The sequence below is a fragment of the Cedecea sp. genome, assembly GCF_036500665.1.
Classification (GTDB): Bacteria; Pseudomonadota; Gammaproteobacteria; order Enterobacterales; family Enterobacteriaceae; genus Cedecea.
Genome location: NZ_DASYBS010000083.1, coordinates 84,421 through 103,436 on the forward strand (window position 1 = coordinate 84,421; position 19,016 = coordinate 103,436).

A 19,016-nucleotide genomic window follows, 5' to 3' on the forward strand; every position below is an offset into this window, starting at 1 on the left:
CAGATTAATACATCAGGGCGTAAATCTGACGGCGATATTTGGATGCCAGCGCGTCACCGGTGCCCAGCGCGGCCAGAATTTCCATCATCATTTTACGCGCCTGGCCGTCTGCTGCGCCCAGGTCTTTTTTCAGGTGGGTATAAAGCAGCTCCAGCGCTTCCTCGTTCCGGCCAACCTGATGAAGCTGCAATGCGAGCTGGCTGGCGAGCTGGGCGTTGTCCGGCTCGTTTTGTACCTGCTGCTGCAGCTGCTGAATTTCCGGCGTGTCGGCAGCCTGCTTCAGCAATTCAATCTGGGAAACCAGCGCCTGGTAGCGGGTGTCCTGGTCCTGTAGAGGCACGGTTTTCAGCACCGCTTCGGCGTCTTCGCTGCGGTTCAGGGCAATCTGTACTTCCGCCAGCAGCAGGCCGATTTCGCTGTTCTGGCTGGACAGCTGCCACGCATCTTTCAGCAGCGGCAGCGCTTCGGCGTGTTTGCCTTCCTGCATCAGCTCCACTGCCTGCTGGGCTTTCAGCTCTTCTTCACGCGGCAGCACTTTGTCGAGCAGGGCGCGAATCGCTTCTTCCGGCTGCGGCCCCTGGAAGCCGTCCACCGGCTGACCATTCTGGAAAAGGTACACGGTAGGAATGGAGCGCAGGCCAAACTGCGAAGCCACCATCTGCTCTGCGTCGCAGTCAACTTTGGCGAGAATAAACTGGCCGTTGTATTGGGCTGCAAGCTTGTCCAGTACCGGCGTTAACTGTTCGCAGTGCTGGCTGCGGGCAGACCAGAAATAAAACAGCACGGGTTTAGCCACGGACTGTTCCAGCGTCTGGTGCAGGTTCGCTTCGGTAATGTTGATAATGTTTTCTGCGGACATGGGCGATTCTCTGTTAAGCATTTGTTTTTTACATGGGGGCTGAGGCCGGGACTTCAACTCAGCTGCGTAAAATTTTGTCCATTGCGCACGCCGGCAACAGGCGGCGCAGCACGGTAATCACGTGGGTCACCACGGTCACCGGGTAGCGCAGCTTCGGCCTTGGGCTTTCAAAGGCATGGCGCACTTTCGCCACCACCGCTTCCGGGCCGAGGGTAAACCTTGCGGCAATGCCAGGGTTCTCTACCGGCTTGTCGCTCTGGGTTTGATTGACGTTATCGGTAAAGCGGGTGCGGATCGGGCCGGGTTCAATCAGGCTGACTTTAATCCCGCTGTGGCGAAGCTCCATGCGCAGCGCGTCTGACCAGGCTTCCAGCGCATATTTACTGGCGGCATAGGCCCCGCGCCCCGGCGTGGAAATCAGCCCCATCACCGAGCTGGTCATCACGATGCGGCCTTCGTGGTGAGGCTGCATGGCGGGCAGCAGCAGCATGGTCAACTGGTGCGTGCCGAAGAAGTTGGTGGAAAACTGCTGTTCAAGCTGTTCGCGGGAAATGGCGTTCAGCGGGCCATACACGCCGTAACCGCCGTTATTAAATAGCCCGTACAGGCGATTGCCGGTAATTTCAATCACTTCGGCGGCGGCACGTTTGACGCTTTCCGGGTCATCAAGATCGAGCTGAACGCCGGTAAAACCGAGCTGATTCATGCGCTCTACGTCTTCCGGTTTACGGCAGGCGGCGAGAATGTTGTAGCCAAGCTTCTGTAACTCCTGCGCGCTGGCTAAGCCAATCCCGCTGGAGCAGCCTGTAATTAAAACGGATTTTTGCATAACTTTACCCGAAGGGTGCCCCGATTATTTATCAGTCGTGTTTAACTATCTCGTCATGCCTGGCGCTGCTGCGCCGGTTATTTAGAGAGTAACGGAGTCAGCCGCGTCGCCATCCAGTCGGCGATAAACGGCTGAGCATCACGGTTAGGGTGAATGCCGTCATCCTGCATCCATTGCGGTTTCAGATACACCTCCTCCATAAAGAACGGGAGCAAAGGGATATCAAACTGTTTGGCAAGCTGCGGATAAATAGCGCTAAACGCCTCATTATAGCGGCGTCCGTAGTTGGCGGGCAGGCGAATTTGCATCAGCAGCGGTTGGGCATTGGCGGCCTTCACATCGGTGATAACCTGCTTAAGGGTTTTTTCTACCTCTTGAGGCTGGAACCCACGCAGGCCGTCGTTGCCGCCAAGCTCCACTAAAACCCAGCGAGGCTGATGCTGCTTTAACAGCGCGGGCAGGCGGGACAGGCCCTGCGCAGCGGTATCACCGCTGATGCTCGCATTCACGACTTTTGTATTCTGCGGCTGCCATTTGGCATCCAGCAGAGCGGGCCAGGCGCTGGTGGCTGCCATACGGTAACCGGCGCTCAGGCTATCGCCTAAAATCAATAACGTGTCCGCCGCGGCGGCGCGGAAGGTCATCAAAGCCAGAAACAGGAAGGGCAAATGCCAGCGGAAAACATTGTTGAAGTTCATCATCTTAGTAAGTCCGTGGGTCAGGGTGAACACGAGCTTTCCATCCTTACCGGAGTTGAGCTGGTTGTCAAACCGGCCGAAACCATCGCCCTGATTGGCGAGTCAGGCTCGGGCAAGTCCACGCTGCTGGCGATTCTGGCCGGGCTTGATGACGGCACGGACGGCGAAGTCCACCTTTGCGGCGAGCCGCTGCACAGCATGGATGAAGAGGCGAGGGCGGCCTTGCGTGCCAGGAACGTCGGCTTTGTGTTCCAGTCCTTTATGCTGGTGCCCACCCTGAATGCCCTCGAAAACGTAGAGCTTCCTTCGCTGCTGCGCGGTGAAAACAGCTCGGCCAGCCGCGCTCAGGCCAAAGCGCTGCTGGAGCAGTTGGGCTTAGGCAAACGCCTGGATCACCTGCCAGCACAGCTCTCCGGCGGGGAACAGCAGCGCGTGGCGCTGGCTCGGGCGTTTAACGGCAAACCGGGCGTGCTGTTTGCCGATGAGCCTACCGGTAATCTCGACAGGCAAACCGGCGACCGCATTGCCGACCTGCTGTTTTCCCTCAACCGTGATTTCTCCACCACGCTGATCCTCGTCACCCACGACGAACAGCTGGCGGCACGCTGCGACCGGCGCCTGCGGCTGCGCGAAGGCAAACTGTGGGAGGAAGCATGATAGCCCGCTGGTTCTGGCGCGAGTGGCGCTCTCCCTCGCTGCTGATTGTCTGGCTGGCGCTGAGCCTGGCGGTGGCCTGCGTGCTGGCGCTCGGCAGCATCAGCGACAGAATGGAAAAAGGCCTCAGCCAGCAAAGCCGCGAGTATATGGCGGGCGACAGGACGTTGCGCAGCGCCCGCGCCGTGCCGGATGAATGGCTGACTCAGGCGCAAAGCGATGGCTTAAAGGTCGGCAAACAGCTGAGCTTCGCCACCATGACCTTTGCCGGCGACACGCCGCAGCTGGCGGATGTGAAAGCGGTCGACGGCGTTTACCCGATGTACGGCGAGCTGGAAACTAACCCGCCGGGACTGAAACCGGAGCCGGGTACCGCGCTGCTTGCGCCTCGCCTGCTGGCTCTACTCAACCTGAAAGTCGGCGATAACATAGATGTGGGCGATGCCACGCTGCGTATTGCCGGGCAGGTGATTCAGGAGCCGGACGCCGGGTTTAACCCGTTCCAGATTGCGCCCCGGCTGATGATGAACCTGGCCGACGTCGAGAAAACCGGGGCGGTGCAGCCCGGCAGCCGCATTAGCTGGCGCTACAAGTTTGGCGGCGACGCACAGCAATTGCAGCAGTTTGAAAACTTCCTGCTGCCGAAGCTGAAGCCGGAGCAGCGCTGGATCGGCATGGAGCAGGACGAAGGCGCGCTGGGCAAGTCGCTGGAGCGTTCTCAGCAGTTCCTGCTGCTTTCTGCCCTGCTGACGCTGCTGCTGGCCGTGGCGGCGATTGCCGTGGCGATGAGCCACTACTGCCGCAGCCGCTACGACCTGGTGGCTATTCTGAAAACGCTGGGGGCGGGCAGGGCGGCGCTGCGTAAGCTGATTATCGGCCAGTGGCTGATGGTGCTGCTGCTTTCGGCGATTGCCGGGGGCGCCGTCGGGCTGCTGTTTGAAGCCGCACTGATGCAGCTGTTGAAGCCGGTGCTGCCGGCCGCGCTGCCGCCAGCGAGCCTCTGGCCGTGGGTGTGGGCTATCGGCGCGATGGTAACAATCTCCGTGCTGGTGGGGCTGCGTCCGTATCGACTTTTGCTGGCGACTCAGCCATTGCGCGTGCTGCGCCGTGACGCCGTGGCCAGCGTCTGGCCGCTGAAAATTTATCTGCCGGTGATTAGCGTCGTTGTGGTACTGCTGCTGGCGTTGCTCATGGGCGGAAGTTCGCTACTTTGGGCGGTGCTGGCGGGCACGCTGGTGCTGGCGGCGCTGTGCGGCCTCGTTGGCTGGGGCGTGCTGAAGCTGCTTAAGAAGCTGACGCTGAAAAATCTGGCCCTGCGCCTGGCGGTTAACCGCCTGCTTCGCCAGCCGTGGGCGACGCTCAGCCAGCTGGCGGCGTTCTCGCTCTCCTTTATGCTGCTGGCGCTGCTGCTCGTGCTGCGGGGCGATTTGCTGGACAGATGGCAGCAGCAGTTGCCGCCGGAAAGCCCGAACTACTTCCTGGTGAACATTGCGCCGGAGCAGGTTCAGCCGGTGAAAACCTTCCTCGCCGACCATCAGGTGATCCCGGATTCGTTTTACCCCATCGTGCGGGCGCGCATGACGGCGATTAACGGCCAGTCCACCGAGGGCAACCCGGACGAAGCGCTGAACCGCGAGCTGAATCTGACCTGGCAGAGCCAGAAGCCGGATCATAACCCGATCCTTGCGGGCAGCTGGCCGCCGAAGGCCGGGGAAGTGTCGATGGACGACGGCGTGGCGAAACGCCTGAACATCAGGCTCGGCGACAGCGTGACCTTCATGGGAGATACCCAGGACTTCACCGCGAAGGTGACCAGCCTGCGCAAAGTGGACTGGGAAAGCCTGCGGCCAAACTTCTACTTTATCTTCCCGCCGGGCTCGCTCGACGGGCAGCCGCAGAGCTGGCTCACCAGCTTCCGCTGGGAGGGAAGTAACGGCCTGCTGACCCAGCTTAACCGCGAATTCCCGACCGTCAGCCTGTTGGATATCGGGGCTATCCTGAAGCAAATCGGTCAGGTGCTGGAGCAGGTTAGCCGCGCGCTGGAGGTGATGGTGGTGCTGGTGACCGCCTGCGGTCTGCTGCTGCTGTTGGCTCAGGTGCAGGTTGGCATGCGCCAGCGCCATCAGGAACTGGTGGTTTACCGCACGCTGGGCGCGGGCAAAAAGCTGCTCAGAACCACGCTATGGTGCGAGTTCGCCGTGCTGGGGCTGGTGTCCGGCCTGGTGGCGGCCATCGGGGCCGAAACGGCGCTTGGCGTGCTGCAAACGCGGGTGTTCGACTTCCCGTGGGAGCCTGATTTGCGTCTGTGGATCGTGCTGCCTGTTACCGGGGCGGTATTGCTGTCGCTTTGCGGCGGCTGGCTGGGCGTTCGCCTGCTGAAAGGGAAGGCGTTGTTCCGCCAGTTTGTCGTCTAAGGAGGTCGGGCAGGGATGCCCGGCTACCGCTATAAACTTTGTTATATTTCGCTATTTATTGCGTTAGAACATATTTTCTGCATTTATTGATGTTTTTTTAATATCTATTAAGAAAAGACTGATAGATAACCGCACGAATTAATAAAAATCCCTCAGAAATCGGACTTAATAAGCGTTAATATGCCCCCGCTTATAATAAATACGTTTACCAGGGATCCACATGAAAGCAAATTTGCGCGCTTTACCATTACTGATTGGGGCTGGCCTGCTTGCAGGTATGGCATCTTTCGCTGCTAACGCAGAAATCACCGTCCTGAAGCAAGATCCGCAGGCCGGTAACCCGCTCAGCCGCCTCAATTTCACCGTGGGCGGCAGTATTCGTCCACAGTTTAATATGATGTCCGGCGACGGCGATAAAGGCTCTTACAAACGTAATGGCTTTGACGGCGGCACCCGTTTCCGCTTCGCAGCTGATTATTATCTGTTCGATGATATTAGCTGGATCAGCTATTACGAGCTGGGCGTGAATATTCCGGCGGTCTTCGAGTGGGATAACCACTATGCAGAAGGCGCGAACAATACCACTCGCCGTATGCTGTACACCGGTCTGAAAAGCAAAACCTGGGGTCAGCTGACCTACGGCCAGCAAAACAGCATCTACTATGATGTGGTTGGCGCGAAAACCGATATCTGGGACTACGACATGATCGGTCAGGCTCCAGGTAACGGCATGAACGGCGACTACGACGGCTCTTACCGTTCCCGCAACATGCTGAAGTACAAAAACACCTTCGGCGATGCGGACGTGTACGCTTCTTACCTGTTTGAAGATCACGACATCCGTGCCACCAACGGCATGCGCTACAAACGTAAAGGCGGCGGCTCTCTGGGCGTGGATTACCACATCACCAAAGACCTGACCTGGGGTACCGCATGGAACTACACCCGTGCCGATATGCGTAACCCGAACGACGGCGACAGCAAGTCTTACAACCAGAACATCTACGGGACGGCGCTGAGCTGGAAACCGGACAACTGGACGTTCAGCTTCGGCGGCGGCTGGTACCAGAACTTCCTGACCACCAAGCTGAAAGACGTGAACAACTACTTCTCCGGCGACGCGTGGGGCATCGAGTACTTTGCGGGTTACACCATCCCGGTTGGCCAGTACGCGGTGAAATCCGTACAGCCATACTTCATGGGTGACCGTCTGCAGTACGTGACCGGCCGCAGCTACCAGCGCATCGACAACGGTGTAGGCGTGAGCTTCAAGCTGGATTACGGCTTCCAGGTGGACTACGAGCACGTCTTCACCTCCAGCACCGACAACCTGGGCGACATGAACCTGGTTCGTCTGCGCTACGATTTCTAAGTCAGCGTTCTTTTAATACCCAAAGCGGATATTTCCGCTTTGGGTACTTTTCACAAAGTTCGTTGTCCTGAAAAAGGTCGAACTGCGACCTAATAAAAACAATGAATTATGTTCTATGATTTACCCCAAACACCCGAAAACCACGCTTTTCGGGTGTTTGTCATCAATCTCAAAGCGGAAAATCCGCTTTGCTTTTTTGTTATTCGCAAAAGCCCGCTTTATGCCCGCCGCGCCTTCTCCCGCGCGCAAGATGAAATATTTTCAATTAACCCTGTTAACGGAATGTGCCATCTTACTCTGTCCAGTTGGATCAACGACTTAGTAAGCGGCCCGTGAAAGAGGCTCGCCTCAGGACACCACACATCATTCTGTAAGGGAGAATACCCATGGGAAATCGTTTCGGCTGGCGCGTGGCGACCGGCGCTTTACTTCTGGCCAGCGGCCTGCAGTTTGCTCAGGCCAACAGCGACCCGCACACCATCGTCTTCGGCGTGGCGCCGGGGCCTTACGGCGATATGGTCAAACAGGCCATCGCCCCGTCGTTAAAAGAGAAAGGCTATAAAGTCGTGGTGCGCGAGTTCAGCGACTACGTGCAGCCCAACATGGCGCTGGCCAACGGCAGCATCGACGCCAACCTGTTCCAGCACTCGCTGTACTTCGACAAATTCACCGCCGACAAAAACCTCAAGCTGGCGAAGCTGATTACCGTGCCAACCGCCGGGATGGGCATTTATTCCCATAAAGTCAAAAGCCTGGACGAGCTGAAGAAAGGCGACATTGTCACCCTGTCTAACGACCCGACCAACCTCGCCCGTGGGCTGCGCTTCCTGCAGTCGATGGAGCTTATCACCATCAAAGACAACATTGACCCGACCAAGGCCTCCGAGCGCGACATCGCCACCAACCCGAAAGGCCTGGTGTTTAAATCGCTGGAAGCCGCACAGCTGCCGCGCACGCTGGATAGCGCCAGCGCCGCGCTGGTCAACGGTAACTTTGCCATTGCCGCCGGGCTGAAACTCTCCTCTGCGCTCAAACAGGAACACCTGGACGAGAACCTCAAAAACATCATCGCGGTGCGTGCCGAAGATGCGGATAAACCGTTTGCCAAAGACATCGTGGAGACCGTGAAGTCCCCGGCCTACGAAAAAGCGATCGACGATCCGCAGAATATTTTCAACGCCTTCCAGAAACCTGACTGGATGGTTGCCGCCGATAAAAAGTAACCAGAGCAAAGCGGGCAGGCGGGATGCCTGCTCTTTATCGCTGATTTGAGGTTGTCATGATTGAGATTGAAAAGGTCTGCGTGGACTTCCCCACGGGCCGGAGCCAGACCAGCCGGGCGGTGAACGATGTTTCGCTGCACATTGGCGCGGGGGAGATTTTTGGCATTGTTGGCACCAGCGGTGCCGGGAAAAGTACCTTATTACGCACCTTGAACGCGCTCCAGCGCCCAAGTGAGGGCAGCGTAAAAATCGGTGGAACTGAGATAACCGCACTGCAGGACAGTGAGCTGCGCAAAGCGCGTCAGCGCATCGGCATGATTTTCCAGCACTTCAATTTGATGCATACCCGGACTGTCAGGCAGAACGTGGCTTTCAGCCTCAAAGCAGCGGGCTGGGAACGCAGTAAAATCGGCCCGCGCGTGGATGAAATTCTTGAGCTGGTGGGCCTGGCCGACAAAGCCAACCGCTACCCGGTGCAGCTGAGCGGCGGGCAGAAACAGCGCGTGGGTATTGCGCGAGCCATCGCTAACCATCCGGATGTTTTGCTCTGTGATGAACCGACTTCCGCGCTGGATCTGGAAACGTCGGCCACCATTCTGGCGCTGCTGAAGAAGATCAACCAGCAACTGGGGATCACCATCGTGCTGATCACCCACGAGATGAACGTGATCAAAACGATTTGCGACCGCGTGGCGGTGATGTCCGGCGGGGAAGTGGTGGAGTCCGGCGAGGTGTTCGACATCTTTGCTCATCCGCAGCATGAATTTACCCGCCAGCTGGTGTCCCACACGCTGAACCTGACGCTGCCGGTGCGCCTGCTGGACAACATGCGCGGCGCGCTGCTGAAAATCATGTTCGTTGGCGACTCGGCCGAGCAGCCGGTGCTCTCCTTCGCGGCGGTGAAGTTCGGGGTCGGCGTGAACATCCTGCACGGCAAAATCGAGTACATCAGCGACCGGGCGCTGGGCATCCTGGTGGTGGCGATTACCGCCCCCGGCAACCCGGCTGCGGTGGGCGATGCCATCGACCATATTCGGAAAAATACGGCCTGTGTGGAGGTGCTGAATGGATGATTTAGTCGCGGACCTGACGATTGCCTTTGGCGAAACCTTCCAGATGCTGGGCATTTCCACGCTGCTGGCGATTATCGGCGGCCTGCCGCTGGGCTTTTTGATCTTCGTTACCGACCGTAATTTGTTCTGGCAGAACCGCGCGCTGAACATCTTCAGCTCGGTGGTGGTGAACATCGTGCGCTCGGTGCCGTTCGTCATTCTGCTGGTGCTGTTGTTGCCGCTGACGCAGTTCCTGCTCGGCAACACCATCGGGCCGATTGCGGCTTCCGTGCCGCTGTCGGTGGCGGCAATTGCGTTTTATGCCCGCCTGGTGGACGGCGCGCTGCGGGAAGTGGATAAAGGCATTATTGAAGCGGCTGAGGCCTTTGGCGCCAGCCCGATGCGCATCATCTGCACCGTGCTGCTGCCGGAAGCCAGCGCCGGTTTGCTGCGCGGGTTAACCATAACCCTGGTCAGCCTGATCGGTTACTCGGCGATGGCGGGGATTGTCGGCGGCGGCGGCGTGGGCGACCTCGCGATCCGCTTCGGCTATTACCGCTACGAAACCCAGGTCATGGTGGTCACGGTTGCGGCGCTGATTGTGCTGGTGCAGGTTGTACAGATGATTGGCGATTATCTGGCAAAACGCGCCGATAAGCGCGACAGGCATTAACTCTTTTACTGGCCGGATATTTGTTCGGCCAGCTTTAGATTGAGTTGCCGGAGATGTTTTGTTTAATGGCATCGGCGGATCAATCACACTAAGGATTAGTGCTCCGGCCTTGTGGGAAGGCCGGAAATACGGTAGTTACCAGCGGAGTTCTGAAGTTGGGAGGAATGTTACTGCTTCAACCATCTCTGACATGTCGTATCGTATTTGCATTGTAATCGGCATATGAAAGTCTACGACTGTGAATCGTTCAATCCAGCCGATCTCGTGTTTCATGATGACTCTTGGCGAGATGCTTTTTTCTGGAGGGCCAAAGTTTTCATGTATCCACTTTCGAGACATTCTTTTCTGGAGTGGTGCAGGTAATATGTTCGGGAATGACCAGTTTTTTACTTTGTCATATTGAATTCGTAACGTCATCTCCTGAAATATGCGCCCATCACGTTTGAAGGATAGATAGATACCTTCTTTTGCCATTTCTAAGCCGAGGTCGGGATCTCCTGAGGATGCTGACGGTTGGGTTTTGTATGGTAGCAACCCAGCGTCGTATATCTCATTGTAGCTTTTACCCAAACTACGAATTAGTGCTTCAACATTCACAGTCATTTGTACAATCCTTGCTCAGAGTTCAGTTTGTGCATCCTTGATCTTGCAGTTTCAAGCTGTTCCTCAGTAACACCATATTCTTTGAGTGCTGGTTTTATTGTGTCAAAGTTCATATCTAACGCACTCCTTAAGTTCTTGGCGTCCATTGATATTTGATCTGAATTATTGCGCCCACCGTAAGTTTGGCTAATTTTTTGATGTACCTCTTTCGGTATGACAACAGCTGCGACGCTATTTGCCATTGAATCAATAATATCGCGATCTAAACCAGGATATTCTTTTTGGATATAACGCTTTACGGCGGCTTTTGATGGCATATGATCCGCTTCATACTTACCTTGCCTTGAACGCCTTGTGAAATCTTTGTACAGTTCAACTTCCAGTATCTCCACCGGCGGTTTACTCAGATAAACATAAATTGGCGGAATATTCGGCAACGGCAGGATAAGAATATAATCCGCAAAACTCTTTTCTTCCGGGGCCGGGGTGGTCGTTGCCTCAATACGAGTATCTTCCGGCAGTGGATCAACCACTACCGGGTTCGGTATCCTGACCGGGTTCTGGTTACCTGTATTCCACGGTTTATTTTCACCCGTGTTATCTGGTGTCCAGATAATCGTTATACCCGGCTCTTCTTCTGTGGTGAAGGTATACGCCTTTCGGGCGCTATCCCACTTCATTTTACGCACCCGAACCATGTCCTTTCCCGGAGGGGTATGCCAGCCGTGAGGAGCAGGATGGCCTTTATCGTCCTGCTCCCATGTATAACGCACCCGGCTTGGCGCTTCGCGCATTTGCTCCGCTCTCATACGGTCGATGAAATCCTGCTCACCGTTATTCAGCCTGCCGGGCATCATTCCCACCAGTACCGCTGCGACAGGGGCTCCGGGGCCGCTGGTGGCGACCCTCCCAAGCCCGGTCGCCATTTCCCCCAGTTTCACCGCCCACGTCCCCGACGTAATCGCGCTTCCGCCAATCAGGCCAAGGACGCTGGCGCCTTCCACTGCCATTTGTGCGTTGACGGCACTCGTGGCCGCAGCTTTTGCAGCCTGATAATCCATTTCCTCATGGTTACCAAACCACCACTTGTACAGAGCGCTTCGCTTTCTGGGCTCGGGAATATCGTCTACAGGTTTCTTTTTCCTGGCCGTTTGCGCATGCTGCGGGGCATCATTATCAGAGGCAGGATCGGCAGGAGGAATGGCTTGATAAAATGCCATTGAAGCAAAATTGGTATGGGGTTCCCGCTCTTCTCCGGCATCATTACAACCCTCACCACGCAGGCAGGATTTGGCAAAGACACGGTTGCTATCTCTTTCTTCCGCCAGCTCTTTTGCCTCTCCCTCCTGCTTTTTTTCCATTTGCTTACGTCGTATAAGAGCGGTCAATCGCTCTTTTTCTGCCTGCTCTTCCGGTGTATCGTCCCTGATATAGCAATCCGAAATGGTTTGTATAAATTTCGCACGACACGGACAGGAACTCTCGCTTTCCAACGTTCCCGCAAGCTTACGACCCTCATCCCATGTATCAGATGTACCACCCAGAATTTTATAGGTTCCCGGATGCTTACCGCACGTAACGAGATCGCCTTCACGCGCTCCAGCCACGCCATACCAGCTGAGTGTCTCGTCTCCTGTCAGTATTTTTCCTCCGCAAGTAGTGGCGTCACCCACTCGCAGATAAAATCCCATAGCACCCATTAGTGTCTTCTCCAGTCCCTGTAAATGCTTCCTGCATTATCCTGACTATCCATTATTTCCATGTGATTTAAATAGTTATTGTGGCGTGATATTAGCAGGTTGTTATTTTGAAATGAAATTACTTTATTTTTACTGATTCAGGTAACTATTTACTGTTATTCAAACCACTGACTTATATTTACTATTATCTCCTTGTTTATAGGTACAATATTCCAATAAATTTAATTTTATTATTATCTTTAATATCAATGAGTAATGATGTTTCTGTGGTGCGCTCACACTGAGCTTTTTTATAACGCAATAATATATGTTGAGATATTTTAAAACACCATTGGTAAAGAGAAGAATCACGCATCCGTGAGCGGATTTATTTGGCTGGCAGCATTGGTGGCAGCGATTTGACGATCTCCTCTTTGTCATTCCCCAAAGCGTTTCCTTATTCTTGCGAGCCGCCTCGAAGTTTGCAGTTTTGCCTGAAATTTAAGCTGTGCCACTGTGTGGCTATCCAGTATGATCGGAGAGATGAGCAAGAGATAAACCCGTGAAGGCCGGAAAAAGAAGCGCCCCCGAATGGTGGTGGAACACCAGACGGGGGCTAACCACAACGTAACCTCGTAGGAGTCACGCTGTGGCTAACGCCGATAGTAACACACAGGCTCGCCCTGAAATCACCCCGCAAGACCCCGCATTTGCGGGCAATATCGCAACCCTGCTAGAAAAACCGCAGGGGGCAGCGATGGATCTCTTCCAGGTGCTCGATATTTGCGAGCAGTACGCAGGAAGTTTGATTGAAAACGAAAATCACACGGAAAGTATGGCGCTATGCGGCCGTCTGCTCGCCGGGCTGGAAGTATTAAAAAGCGTTTTAAAAGCCCCGATGCCGGACTATCTGATAGAAAAGCTGACGATAAAAGAGAGCGAAACCGGCAGCTACGGTAACCCGATAGCAACGGACTCCGAAACACTATGCGAATACTGCGCGGCGTTAACCATCGTCCTGCTGAACCATCAGGAATCTCCGGAGCAAAAAGAGCAGATGACCGGGCTGCTGTACGAGTTGCTTGTTGTTCTGGTCGAAGATTTAAAAGCGCCGAGGTTTGTTCGCTCCCCGGAAGGTGAGTTAAAGATGATCGAGGATGGGGCTGTGCCTTCTGTTCATTGATTTTTGAGGTTGAATGGCTGCCTTCCCCCTGGTGGGGGAAGGCGATTGCTATGAGCGAGAAGTGGAAGTTGACAATTTTCCGCGAACTCAAAAAATTACGACTGAAGTTGTAGCAATTCAACTGACTGTTTCTTTAGTCGGAGCTATGAGAAATCCCAGTTAATAACGATAGCGTTACAGTGTTTACAAATGAATTTATAAACACCCTGATCACCTCCGGGTGCATACCCAGTCATAAAGCTTTCCCAGTCTTTCCTGCTCTGGTCATATCTCTCCATCCAGGTGTGGATGGTTTTCTCATCTGCATCGATTATATCTTGAGCGGAAGCATCTCCATGAAATTCACAAGCATCATTACAATGCGTTGCCCATTCCTGGTCTTGCCAGGTAAAGAAACCTGGCGTGCGGTAACAAATCTCACTTGATACATTACCATCAACACATTCATGATCTATTTCATTAAAAAAACTGACTAAGCCGGATTCAACAGCCTTGCCAGTTTGAATGCATTGAGTACATAGCATGGCATCATTAGTAACCGAGGAATATTGGGGGCCAATATATTTTAAATCGCTAACTTTCCTACAGCAGTCACAAGTAAATGAATCCTCAGTAAATATTGTCGTTAAGTAATTGTCGCTCATATAGTTAAATCTGGACATATATAACCCTTATGTTACCAATACACTTATTAACCTCTTTCCTCGAAAAAATAACACAAATAAAGATTTGTGACCTTCGAATGCGAAAGTATCTTCGAAATACATCTGTGCTGGCAGGTGTACGCGTATCAGTACAGGGCTGTTGTGACTCAATCTTTCTAGGGCACAGGTTCACCAATATAAGTATGTGTGCAGCAGCGGCAAGCCACCTTAACATCCTTTCCCGTAATCGAAGGATTTACCTGTTGCAGAATTCTATTCCCATCAACAAACAGTCCCGGATAAAAGCTACTTTCGCCAATGCAGATCAAATCCCTTCTCTGATGCTCATGCAGCGCAACTAACCAGAATACAGGCTCAGTGGTATCAAGGCGCCCACATACTTCGCTGAATATTTCATCCCACGGTTTTCCAATCTGTTTGATCAGAAAGTGAAATAATGGCGTATAGTCCCGGCCACGTTTTTGCCTGCCATGCATTGTCTCGCGCTTTGCCTGTAGCTCGTCTCCAACTTTTTTACGATTGCGTTCCCGGCGATACTCAGCACCTGGATTATTAGAATGATGTCGTGTAGTCGTGTTGACACTGCGATACAGTTTACGGGACTTATTTAGTTGATGAGTTCGCATAGCTTGAGCTCCTGCATCCTTTCTTTTGTGAGTCGATAACTCCTACCGGAGCCAGGACTAAATAAACAATAGTCACGTTTAAAGCGCTCTCATTCTGCTGAAATACTTTCCCACGGACAACTATCAAATGGCCGGGACTGGCAGCTGGCAGGAAAAACTATACAGAAGTAAACGTAAGGTCTTAAGCAAAGAAATTCGTAGGCGAGGCTATTCCACTTTTCTACTTTTCTACTTTTCTACTTTTCTACTTTTCAATCATTCTACCCACAGTTGCCCTTTCCCCAACGATTGGCTAGTATCCTTTCAGCTTCCAGTAAGTCGTAAACGTTAACGTTATCCAACGTACATATTCTCCCCGGCATTCGGGGTAATTGTACTTGGGTAATATCATGGCACTATTCGCATCTCCCCTTGTTTCGTACCGCAAGCCCCACGTTCTGGGCTTTATTCTCTATTTCATTGTCGGCCTGGTCGACGGCGCGATTGTGCCCTTTTTCCCGCTGTGGGCGCAGCAGTCTGCCGCTATTCCGGTGGAGTTTATTGGCCTGCTGTTCGGCTGCTATGCCGGGGGCGAGCTGCTGGCCGCGCCGTTTATCGGCGGCATTGCCGACCGCGTGGGCAGAAGGCCCGTGTTGATTATTTCGGCGACCGGCGTCGGGGCGGGCTTTATTGCGCTGTTCTTTGCGCACGGCGTGTTTGCTGCCGCCGCAGTGCTGATCGTTATCGGGCTGTTTGAGTCGGTGCTGCACCCAACTATTTACACCATTGTGGCGGACGCCACGCCAGCCTCGGAGCACCGCCGCCAGTTTAGCGTGATGCGAGTGTGCTCGGGGGCGGGCGCTATAGCCGGGCCGCTGCTGGGCACGGTGCTGGTGCAAGAGGGGCTGGGCTACGTCTTTCTGGCCGGAGGTTCGGTGATGGTTGCGGGCGGTCTGATACTGGCGATTTGCCTGTCTGAAACGCGTTCGTTAGCCGCTGATGCGGAAGATGAGGAGGACGTAGAAGGGTTTAGCGCGCTGCTGCCCGCGTTCCGGGATAGTCGCCTGGCCGTCCTGCTAATGTGGGTGCTGCTGCTGGGCGTGGCCGGGAGCTGGGTGGAGGCCGTTATGCCGCTGTATGCCAGCAATCAGATGGGAATGAGTGCCGCCAGCATCGGCTATTTGTTCGCGTTCGGGGCGGGGATTAACACGATTGGCCAGCTCGCCTTAACGAAGTTGTTTGCCCGACGTTCGCCGTTGTTTATCACCCTGAGCGCAGGCTCCGCGCTTATCACTGCCTTTGTTTTACTGCTGGCTTATCCTCACGTTGTGACGCTGGTGATGGCGGTCTGCCTCTATTCGCTGTCCCAGATGATGACCGGCCCGCTGATCCCGACGGCGGTGAACAAGTTAGCCCCGGCGCGGTTACGCGCGACCTACATGGCCGCGCTTTCGGTGGTGAGCGATCTGCAGGGATCGGTGGGGCCGGCTACCGGCACGGCACTGTTCGCGCTTTCGTTTACGCTGCCGTGGGCGGTGGGCATTCCTCTGGTCTTGCTGGCGGTAACCGGGTTGGGGCTGGCGCTCTCGGCAGGGGATAAATCGGCTAACCGTTAATGCTGCGCAGCCAGGACTCGACCTGCTGGTAATCCCCCCGGAAGACGATCTGGTCGGCCTTCTGGCTGAGCTGATAGCGGTACATCGGGTCGTAATACTCTTTCAGCAGCGGCGACAGCCAGGCCAGATGGCCTTCGCAGGAGCCGGTTTTCCGCTGGGTGAGCAGCGCCTCGTCCAGCCTGGCGGTGAACTGCTGGAAGCGTTCCATGCCCAGGCGGCGGCGGATGGCAAACAGGCCGTGGTGCAGGTACTCGGCGTAATCGCGCCAGGCGGTATCTTCATCGCTGACGGATAAAAATGCCTCGATCATCTGCTCGAAGTATTCGTTTTTGAGGCGCTCCAGCCGCAGTTCGAACGGATCGTCGATCGCCACAATGCGCGAGCGCAGCATCTGTTCTCTGAAGGCTTCGGGGATATGGCGGGAGCCAATCATCCGGCCTTCATCTTCCACAACCAGCGTTTTGGGCCCGGTCGGGCTGATTTTTAGCAGGGTGACGGCGAGGTTGTTTTCGAAGCTGGCCTGAGAAGGCTGCGCGACAATCGTGCGGCCAAACGACGAGCCGCGATGGTGCGCCAGGCCTTCAAGGTCAACGCCCGTTGGTTGTGAGCGGATAAGGATGGTTTTGCCGCAGCCGGTGTTGCCGCTGACGATAATCATCGGCCACTGCGAACGGGTGTCGATTACCTGCATGGCATGCTGGCGCAGGGCTTTGTAGCCGCCGGTGACCAGCGGGTACTCGAGGCCATTTTCCCGCAGCCACTGTTGCACGATGTGGCTACGCATCCCGCCCCGGGCGCAGCATAAATAGCCTTCAGGCTGCCGGCGGCAGCTCTCCAGCCAGCGTTCGACCCGGCTGGCTTTTCGCTCGCCGCTGACCAGCCGGTGCCCCAGTTCGACGGCGGCCTGTTGGCCCTGCTGTTTATAGCATGTCCCGACCTGCGCGCGTTCCTCGTCCAGCATCAGCGGTAAGTTATGGGCCGCGGGCATTGAACCCTGAGCGAACTCTACCGGGGCGCGAACGTCAATTAGCGGAATGTCGTTGAGCAGCAGGCGGTCGTAATCCTGCGCGTTAGGGCGTTTTTCCATGGCATAACCTTAGTCTGAAGCGGCGTAACGTGGGGGATTGTGCGCTTCTGGTCGGGCAAAGGAAAGGGAAAGGGGGAAATTGGTCTGACCCTCTAAAAACAAAAGGAGGGTCAGACGCGACGCGGTTTTACTTCACCAGCTTGCTCTGCGCCCAGGCAATACCGCTGGCGTATTCCACCGGCAGCAGGGGAACCAGGGCTTCCAGCGAGGCGCCCAGGCGGCCGGTGTCGCTGTCGTTCAGGTTGAGGTGACCGACTTTGCGGCCCGGACGAACTTCTTTGTCGTACCAGTGCAGGTGTACCAGCGGCAGCTTCAGCCAGGCATAGTTCAGGTCGGTGCCGATCAGGTTCACCATCACCGACGGCGCATTCACCACAGGCTGTGGCAGCGGCAAATCCACAATGGCGCGCAGGTGCAGCTCGAACTGGCTGATGGAGGCGCCGTTTTGCGTCCAGTGGCCGCTGTTGTGCACGCGCGGAGCCAGCTCGTTGATCAGCAGGCCGGCTGGGGTGACGAAGCACTCCATTGCCATCACGCCGACGTAGCCCAGCTCGTGCATGATGGCGGTGAGCATGGTTTCGGCCTGGCGCTGCTGTTCGGCATTGGCCTGCGGGAAGGCAACGCTGGTGCGCAGAATGCCGTCCTGATGCAGGTTGTGGGTCAGCGGATAGAACACCGTGCTGCCGTCATGGCCGCGTGCGCCCACCAGAGAAACTTCGCCGGAGAAATTAATGCCCTGCTCGACGATACATTCGCCGTAGCACTCTTCCGGCAGCTGGTCGGTTTCATCGGCACGTAAGCGCCACTGGCCCCGGCCGTCATACCCGCCGACACGGCGCTTCACAATCGCCAGAGAGCCGAGCTGGCTGAACACGTCCTGCCATTCGTGGCTACCGGAGAGCAATTGCCACGGCGCGGTGGCCAGGTCGAGCTTATCGAACAGCTGCTTTTGCGTCAGGCGGTCGGCGATGATCGGGAAGATATCGCGGTTAACGAAGGCGTTGTGACGCGCCAGTTCGCGGGTGAGCGCGGTTTCCGGCCAGCGCTCAATCTCGGCGGTGATCACGCTTTGAGCGAACGGCACGGCTTCCGGCTCGGCGTCCAGCCCGACAGGGTAAACGGCGATGCCCAGCGGCTCACCGGCCTGGCGGAGCATGCGCCCCAGTTGGCCGTTACCTAATACACAGACACGCTTCATGCTTCGCTCCGTGGGTCCGGATTATCGAGCACTTCGTCGGTCTGGGTCTGACGCCAGGTCGCCAGGCGCTGGCTCAGGTCTGCGTCATGCAGGGCCAGGATCTGCGCGGCCAGCAGGGCGGCGTTGGCTGCCCCGGCTTTACCGATGGCCAGCGTGCCGACCGGAATGCCGCGCGGCATCTGGACGATAGAATAAAGGCTGTCCACGCCGCTGAGGGCGGCGCTTTGGACCGGCACACCCAGCACCGGGACCAGGGTTTTTGCAGCCAGCATACCCGGCAGGTGCGCAGCGCCACCGGCTCCGGCAATGATCACCTGGTAGCCATTGGCTTCGGCCTGCTCGGCGAAGCTGAACAGTTTATCCGGCGTGCGGTGGGCGGAGACGACTTCGACATGGTGAGGGACATTCAGGGCGGTAAGGATTTCAGCGGCGAACTGCATGGTGGCCCAGTCACTTTTGGAACCCATAACAATGGCGATACGCGCCGGGGTGTGCTCAGAAGACATGCGTCTCAAAACTCCTGTGGGTGTGCAGACATCATCGGGCGTCGGGCGCCCGCTCAGAAGGGCTCAGAGAATAGCACGAACTTCGGGCAAGGAAAACGGT

The 19,016-nt window shown here is 55.8% G+C and carries 19 protein-coding genes; 9 read left to right on the top strand and 10 right to left on the bottom strand.

What is annotated here, in order from left to right; all coding sequences use genetic code 11:
- Nucleotides 1-4: 4 nt before the first annotated feature.
- From VGM55_RS13200 to tesA, 3 genes are all read right to left on the bottom strand, one after another.
- Complete coding sequence (locus VGM55_RS13200; RefSeq protein WP_331635701.1) at nt 5-859, bottom strand: co-chaperone YbbN; 855 nt, start codon at nt 857-859, stop codon at nt 5-7.
- Between the two features lie 58 nt (nt 860-917).
- Nucleotides 918-1,688 carry an SDR family oxidoreductase gene (locus VGM55_RS13205; RefSeq protein ID WP_038480260.1) on the bottom strand — a complete coding sequence of 257 codons (771 nt, stop codon included), beginning with the start codon at nt 1,686-1,688 and terminating at the stop codon, nt 918-920.
- Nucleotides 1,689-1,765: 77 nt separating this feature from the next.
- Nucleotides 1,766-2,389, bottom strand: a complete 624-nt coding sequence (gene tesA, locus VGM55_RS13210; RefSeq protein ID WP_061275339.1) for a multifunctional acyl-CoA thioesterase I/protease I/lysophospholipase L1 — start codon at nt 2,387-2,389, stop codon at nt 1,766-1,768.
- Here tesA and ybbA point away from each other — a divergent pair.
- From ybbA to VGM55_RS13245, 7 genes are all read left to right on the top strand, one after another.
- Nucleotides 2,357-3,043, top strand: coding sequence for a putative ABC transporter ATP-binding protein YbbA (ybbA, locus tag VGM55_RS13215; protein WP_154187828.1), 687 nt, complete (start codon nt 2,357-2,359; stop codon nt 3,041-3,043). The two genes, tesA and ybbA, sit on opposite strands and share 33 nt — an antisense overlap.
- Nucleotides 3,040-5,454, top strand: a complete 2,415-nt coding sequence (gene ybbP / locus VGM55_RS13220; RefSeq protein ID WP_154187827.1) for a putative ABC transporter permease subunit YbbP — start codon at nt 3,040-3,042, stop codon at nt 5,452-5,454. Before ybbA ends, ybbP begins: the two co-directional genes overlap by 4 nt.
- A 220-nt stretch (nt 5,455-5,674) precedes the next feature.
- On the top strand, nt 5,675-6,826 hold the full coding sequence (locus VGM55_RS13225) for a porin (protein ID WP_039295931.1): 1,152 nt from the start codon (nt 5,675-5,677) through the stop codon (nt 6,824-6,826).
- Nucleotides 6,827-6,934: 108 nt separating this feature from the next.
- Nucleotides 6,935-7,162, top strand: a complete 228-nt coding sequence (locus tag VGM55_RS13230; RefSeq protein WP_154187825.1) for a hypothetical protein — start codon at nt 6,935-6,937, stop codon at nt 7,160-7,162.
- Between the two features lie 50 nt (nt 7,163-7,212).
- Nucleotides 7,213-8,049 (top strand): MetQ/NlpA family ABC transporter substrate-binding protein, encoded by an 837-nt coding sequence (locus VGM55_RS13235; RefSeq protein ID WP_061275251.1) that lies wholly within the window; start codon nt 7,213-7,215, stop codon nt 8,047-8,049.
- A gap of 56 nt (nt 8,050-8,105) precedes the next feature.
- Nucleotides 8,106-9,122, top strand: a complete 1,017-nt coding sequence (gene sfbB / locus VGM55_RS13240; RefSeq protein WP_331635702.1) for a virulence-associated ABC transporter ATP-binding protein SfbB — start codon at nt 8,106-8,108, stop codon at nt 9,120-9,122.
- On the top strand, nt 9,115-9,774 hold the full coding sequence (locus VGM55_RS13245; RefSeq protein WP_331635703.1) for a methionine ABC transporter permease: 660 nt from the start codon (nt 9,115-9,117) through the stop codon (nt 9,772-9,774). The genes sfbB and VGM55_RS13245 overlap by 8 nt, the downstream gene beginning before the upstream one ends.
- A 135-nt stretch (nt 9,775-9,909) precedes the next feature.
- Here the strand turns inward: VGM55_RS13245 and VGM55_RS13250 are convergent, their stop codons facing one another.
- Entirely contained in the window at nt 9,910-10,377 is a 468-nt protein-coding gene (locus tag VGM55_RS13250) for a DUF6392 family protein (RefSeq protein WP_265439380.1), read from the bottom strand.
- Nucleotides 10,374-12,077 carry an S-type pyocin domain-containing protein gene (locus tag VGM55_RS13255; protein ID WP_331635704.1) on the bottom strand — a complete coding sequence of 568 codons (1,704 nt, stop codon included), beginning with the start codon at nt 12,075-12,077 and terminating at the stop codon, nt 10,374-10,376. The genes VGM55_RS13250 and VGM55_RS13255 overlap by 4 nt, the downstream gene beginning before the upstream one ends.
- Before the next feature lie 628 nt (nt 12,078-12,705).
- Here VGM55_RS13255 and VGM55_RS13260 point away from each other — a divergent pair.
- The gene (locus VGM55_RS13260; RefSeq protein ID WP_331635705.1) at nt 12,706-13,239 is read left to right on the top strand and encodes a hypothetical protein; all 534 of its coding nucleotides are present in this window, start codon (nt 12,706-12,708) and stop codon (nt 13,237-13,239) included.
- A gap of 143 nt (nt 13,240-13,382) precedes the next feature.
- Here VGM55_RS13260 and VGM55_RS13265 read toward each other — a convergent pair whose 3' ends face one another.
- Together VGM55_RS13265 and VGM55_RS13270 are read right to left on the bottom strand one after the other, a co-directional pair.
- Nucleotides 13,383-13,901 (bottom strand): CbrC family protein, encoded by a 519-nt coding sequence (locus tag VGM55_RS13265; protein WP_227318778.1) that lies wholly within the window; start codon nt 13,899-13,901, stop codon nt 13,383-13,385.
- Nucleotides 13,902-14,059: 158 nt separating this feature from the next.
- The gene (locus tag VGM55_RS13270; RefSeq protein WP_331635707.1) at nt 14,060-14,530 is read right to left on the bottom strand and encodes a hypothetical protein; all 471 of its coding nucleotides are present in this window, start codon (nt 14,528-14,530) and stop codon (nt 14,060-14,062) included.
- Between the two features lie 389 nt (nt 14,531-14,919).
- On the opposite strand from VGM55_RS13270, the gene VGM55_RS13275 reads away from it, so the two are divergent.
- Entirely contained in the window at nt 14,920-16,125 is a 1,206-nt protein-coding gene (locus VGM55_RS13275) for an MFS transporter (protein WP_331635708.1), read from the top strand.
- Here VGM55_RS13275 and mnmH read toward each other — a convergent pair.
- The 3 genes from mnmH to purE all read right to left on the bottom strand — a co-directional run bounded on the left by mnmH (nt 16,115) and on the right by purE (nt 18,916).
- Complete coding sequence (gene mnmH / locus VGM55_RS13280; RefSeq protein ID WP_331635709.1) at nt 16,115-17,212, bottom strand: tRNA 2-selenouridine(34) synthase MnmH; 1,098 nt, start codon at nt 17,210-17,212, stop codon at nt 16,115-16,117. The genes VGM55_RS13275 and mnmH overlap by 11 nt on opposite strands.
- A 127-nt stretch (nt 17,213-17,339) precedes the next feature.
- The gene (gene purK, locus VGM55_RS13285; protein ID WP_331635710.1) at nt 17,340-18,410 is read right to left on the bottom strand and encodes a 5-(carboxyamino)imidazole ribonucleotide synthase; all 1,071 of its coding nucleotides are present in this window, start codon (nt 18,408-18,410) and stop codon (nt 17,340-17,342) included.
- Nucleotides 18,407-18,916 (bottom strand): 5-(carboxyamino)imidazole ribonucleotide mutase, encoded by a 510-nt coding sequence (purE, locus tag VGM55_RS13290; protein WP_038480306.1) that lies wholly within the window; start codon nt 18,914-18,916, stop codon nt 18,407-18,409. Before purE ends, purK begins: the two co-directional genes overlap by 4 nt.
- Nucleotides 18,917-19,016 lie beyond the last annotated feature (100 nt).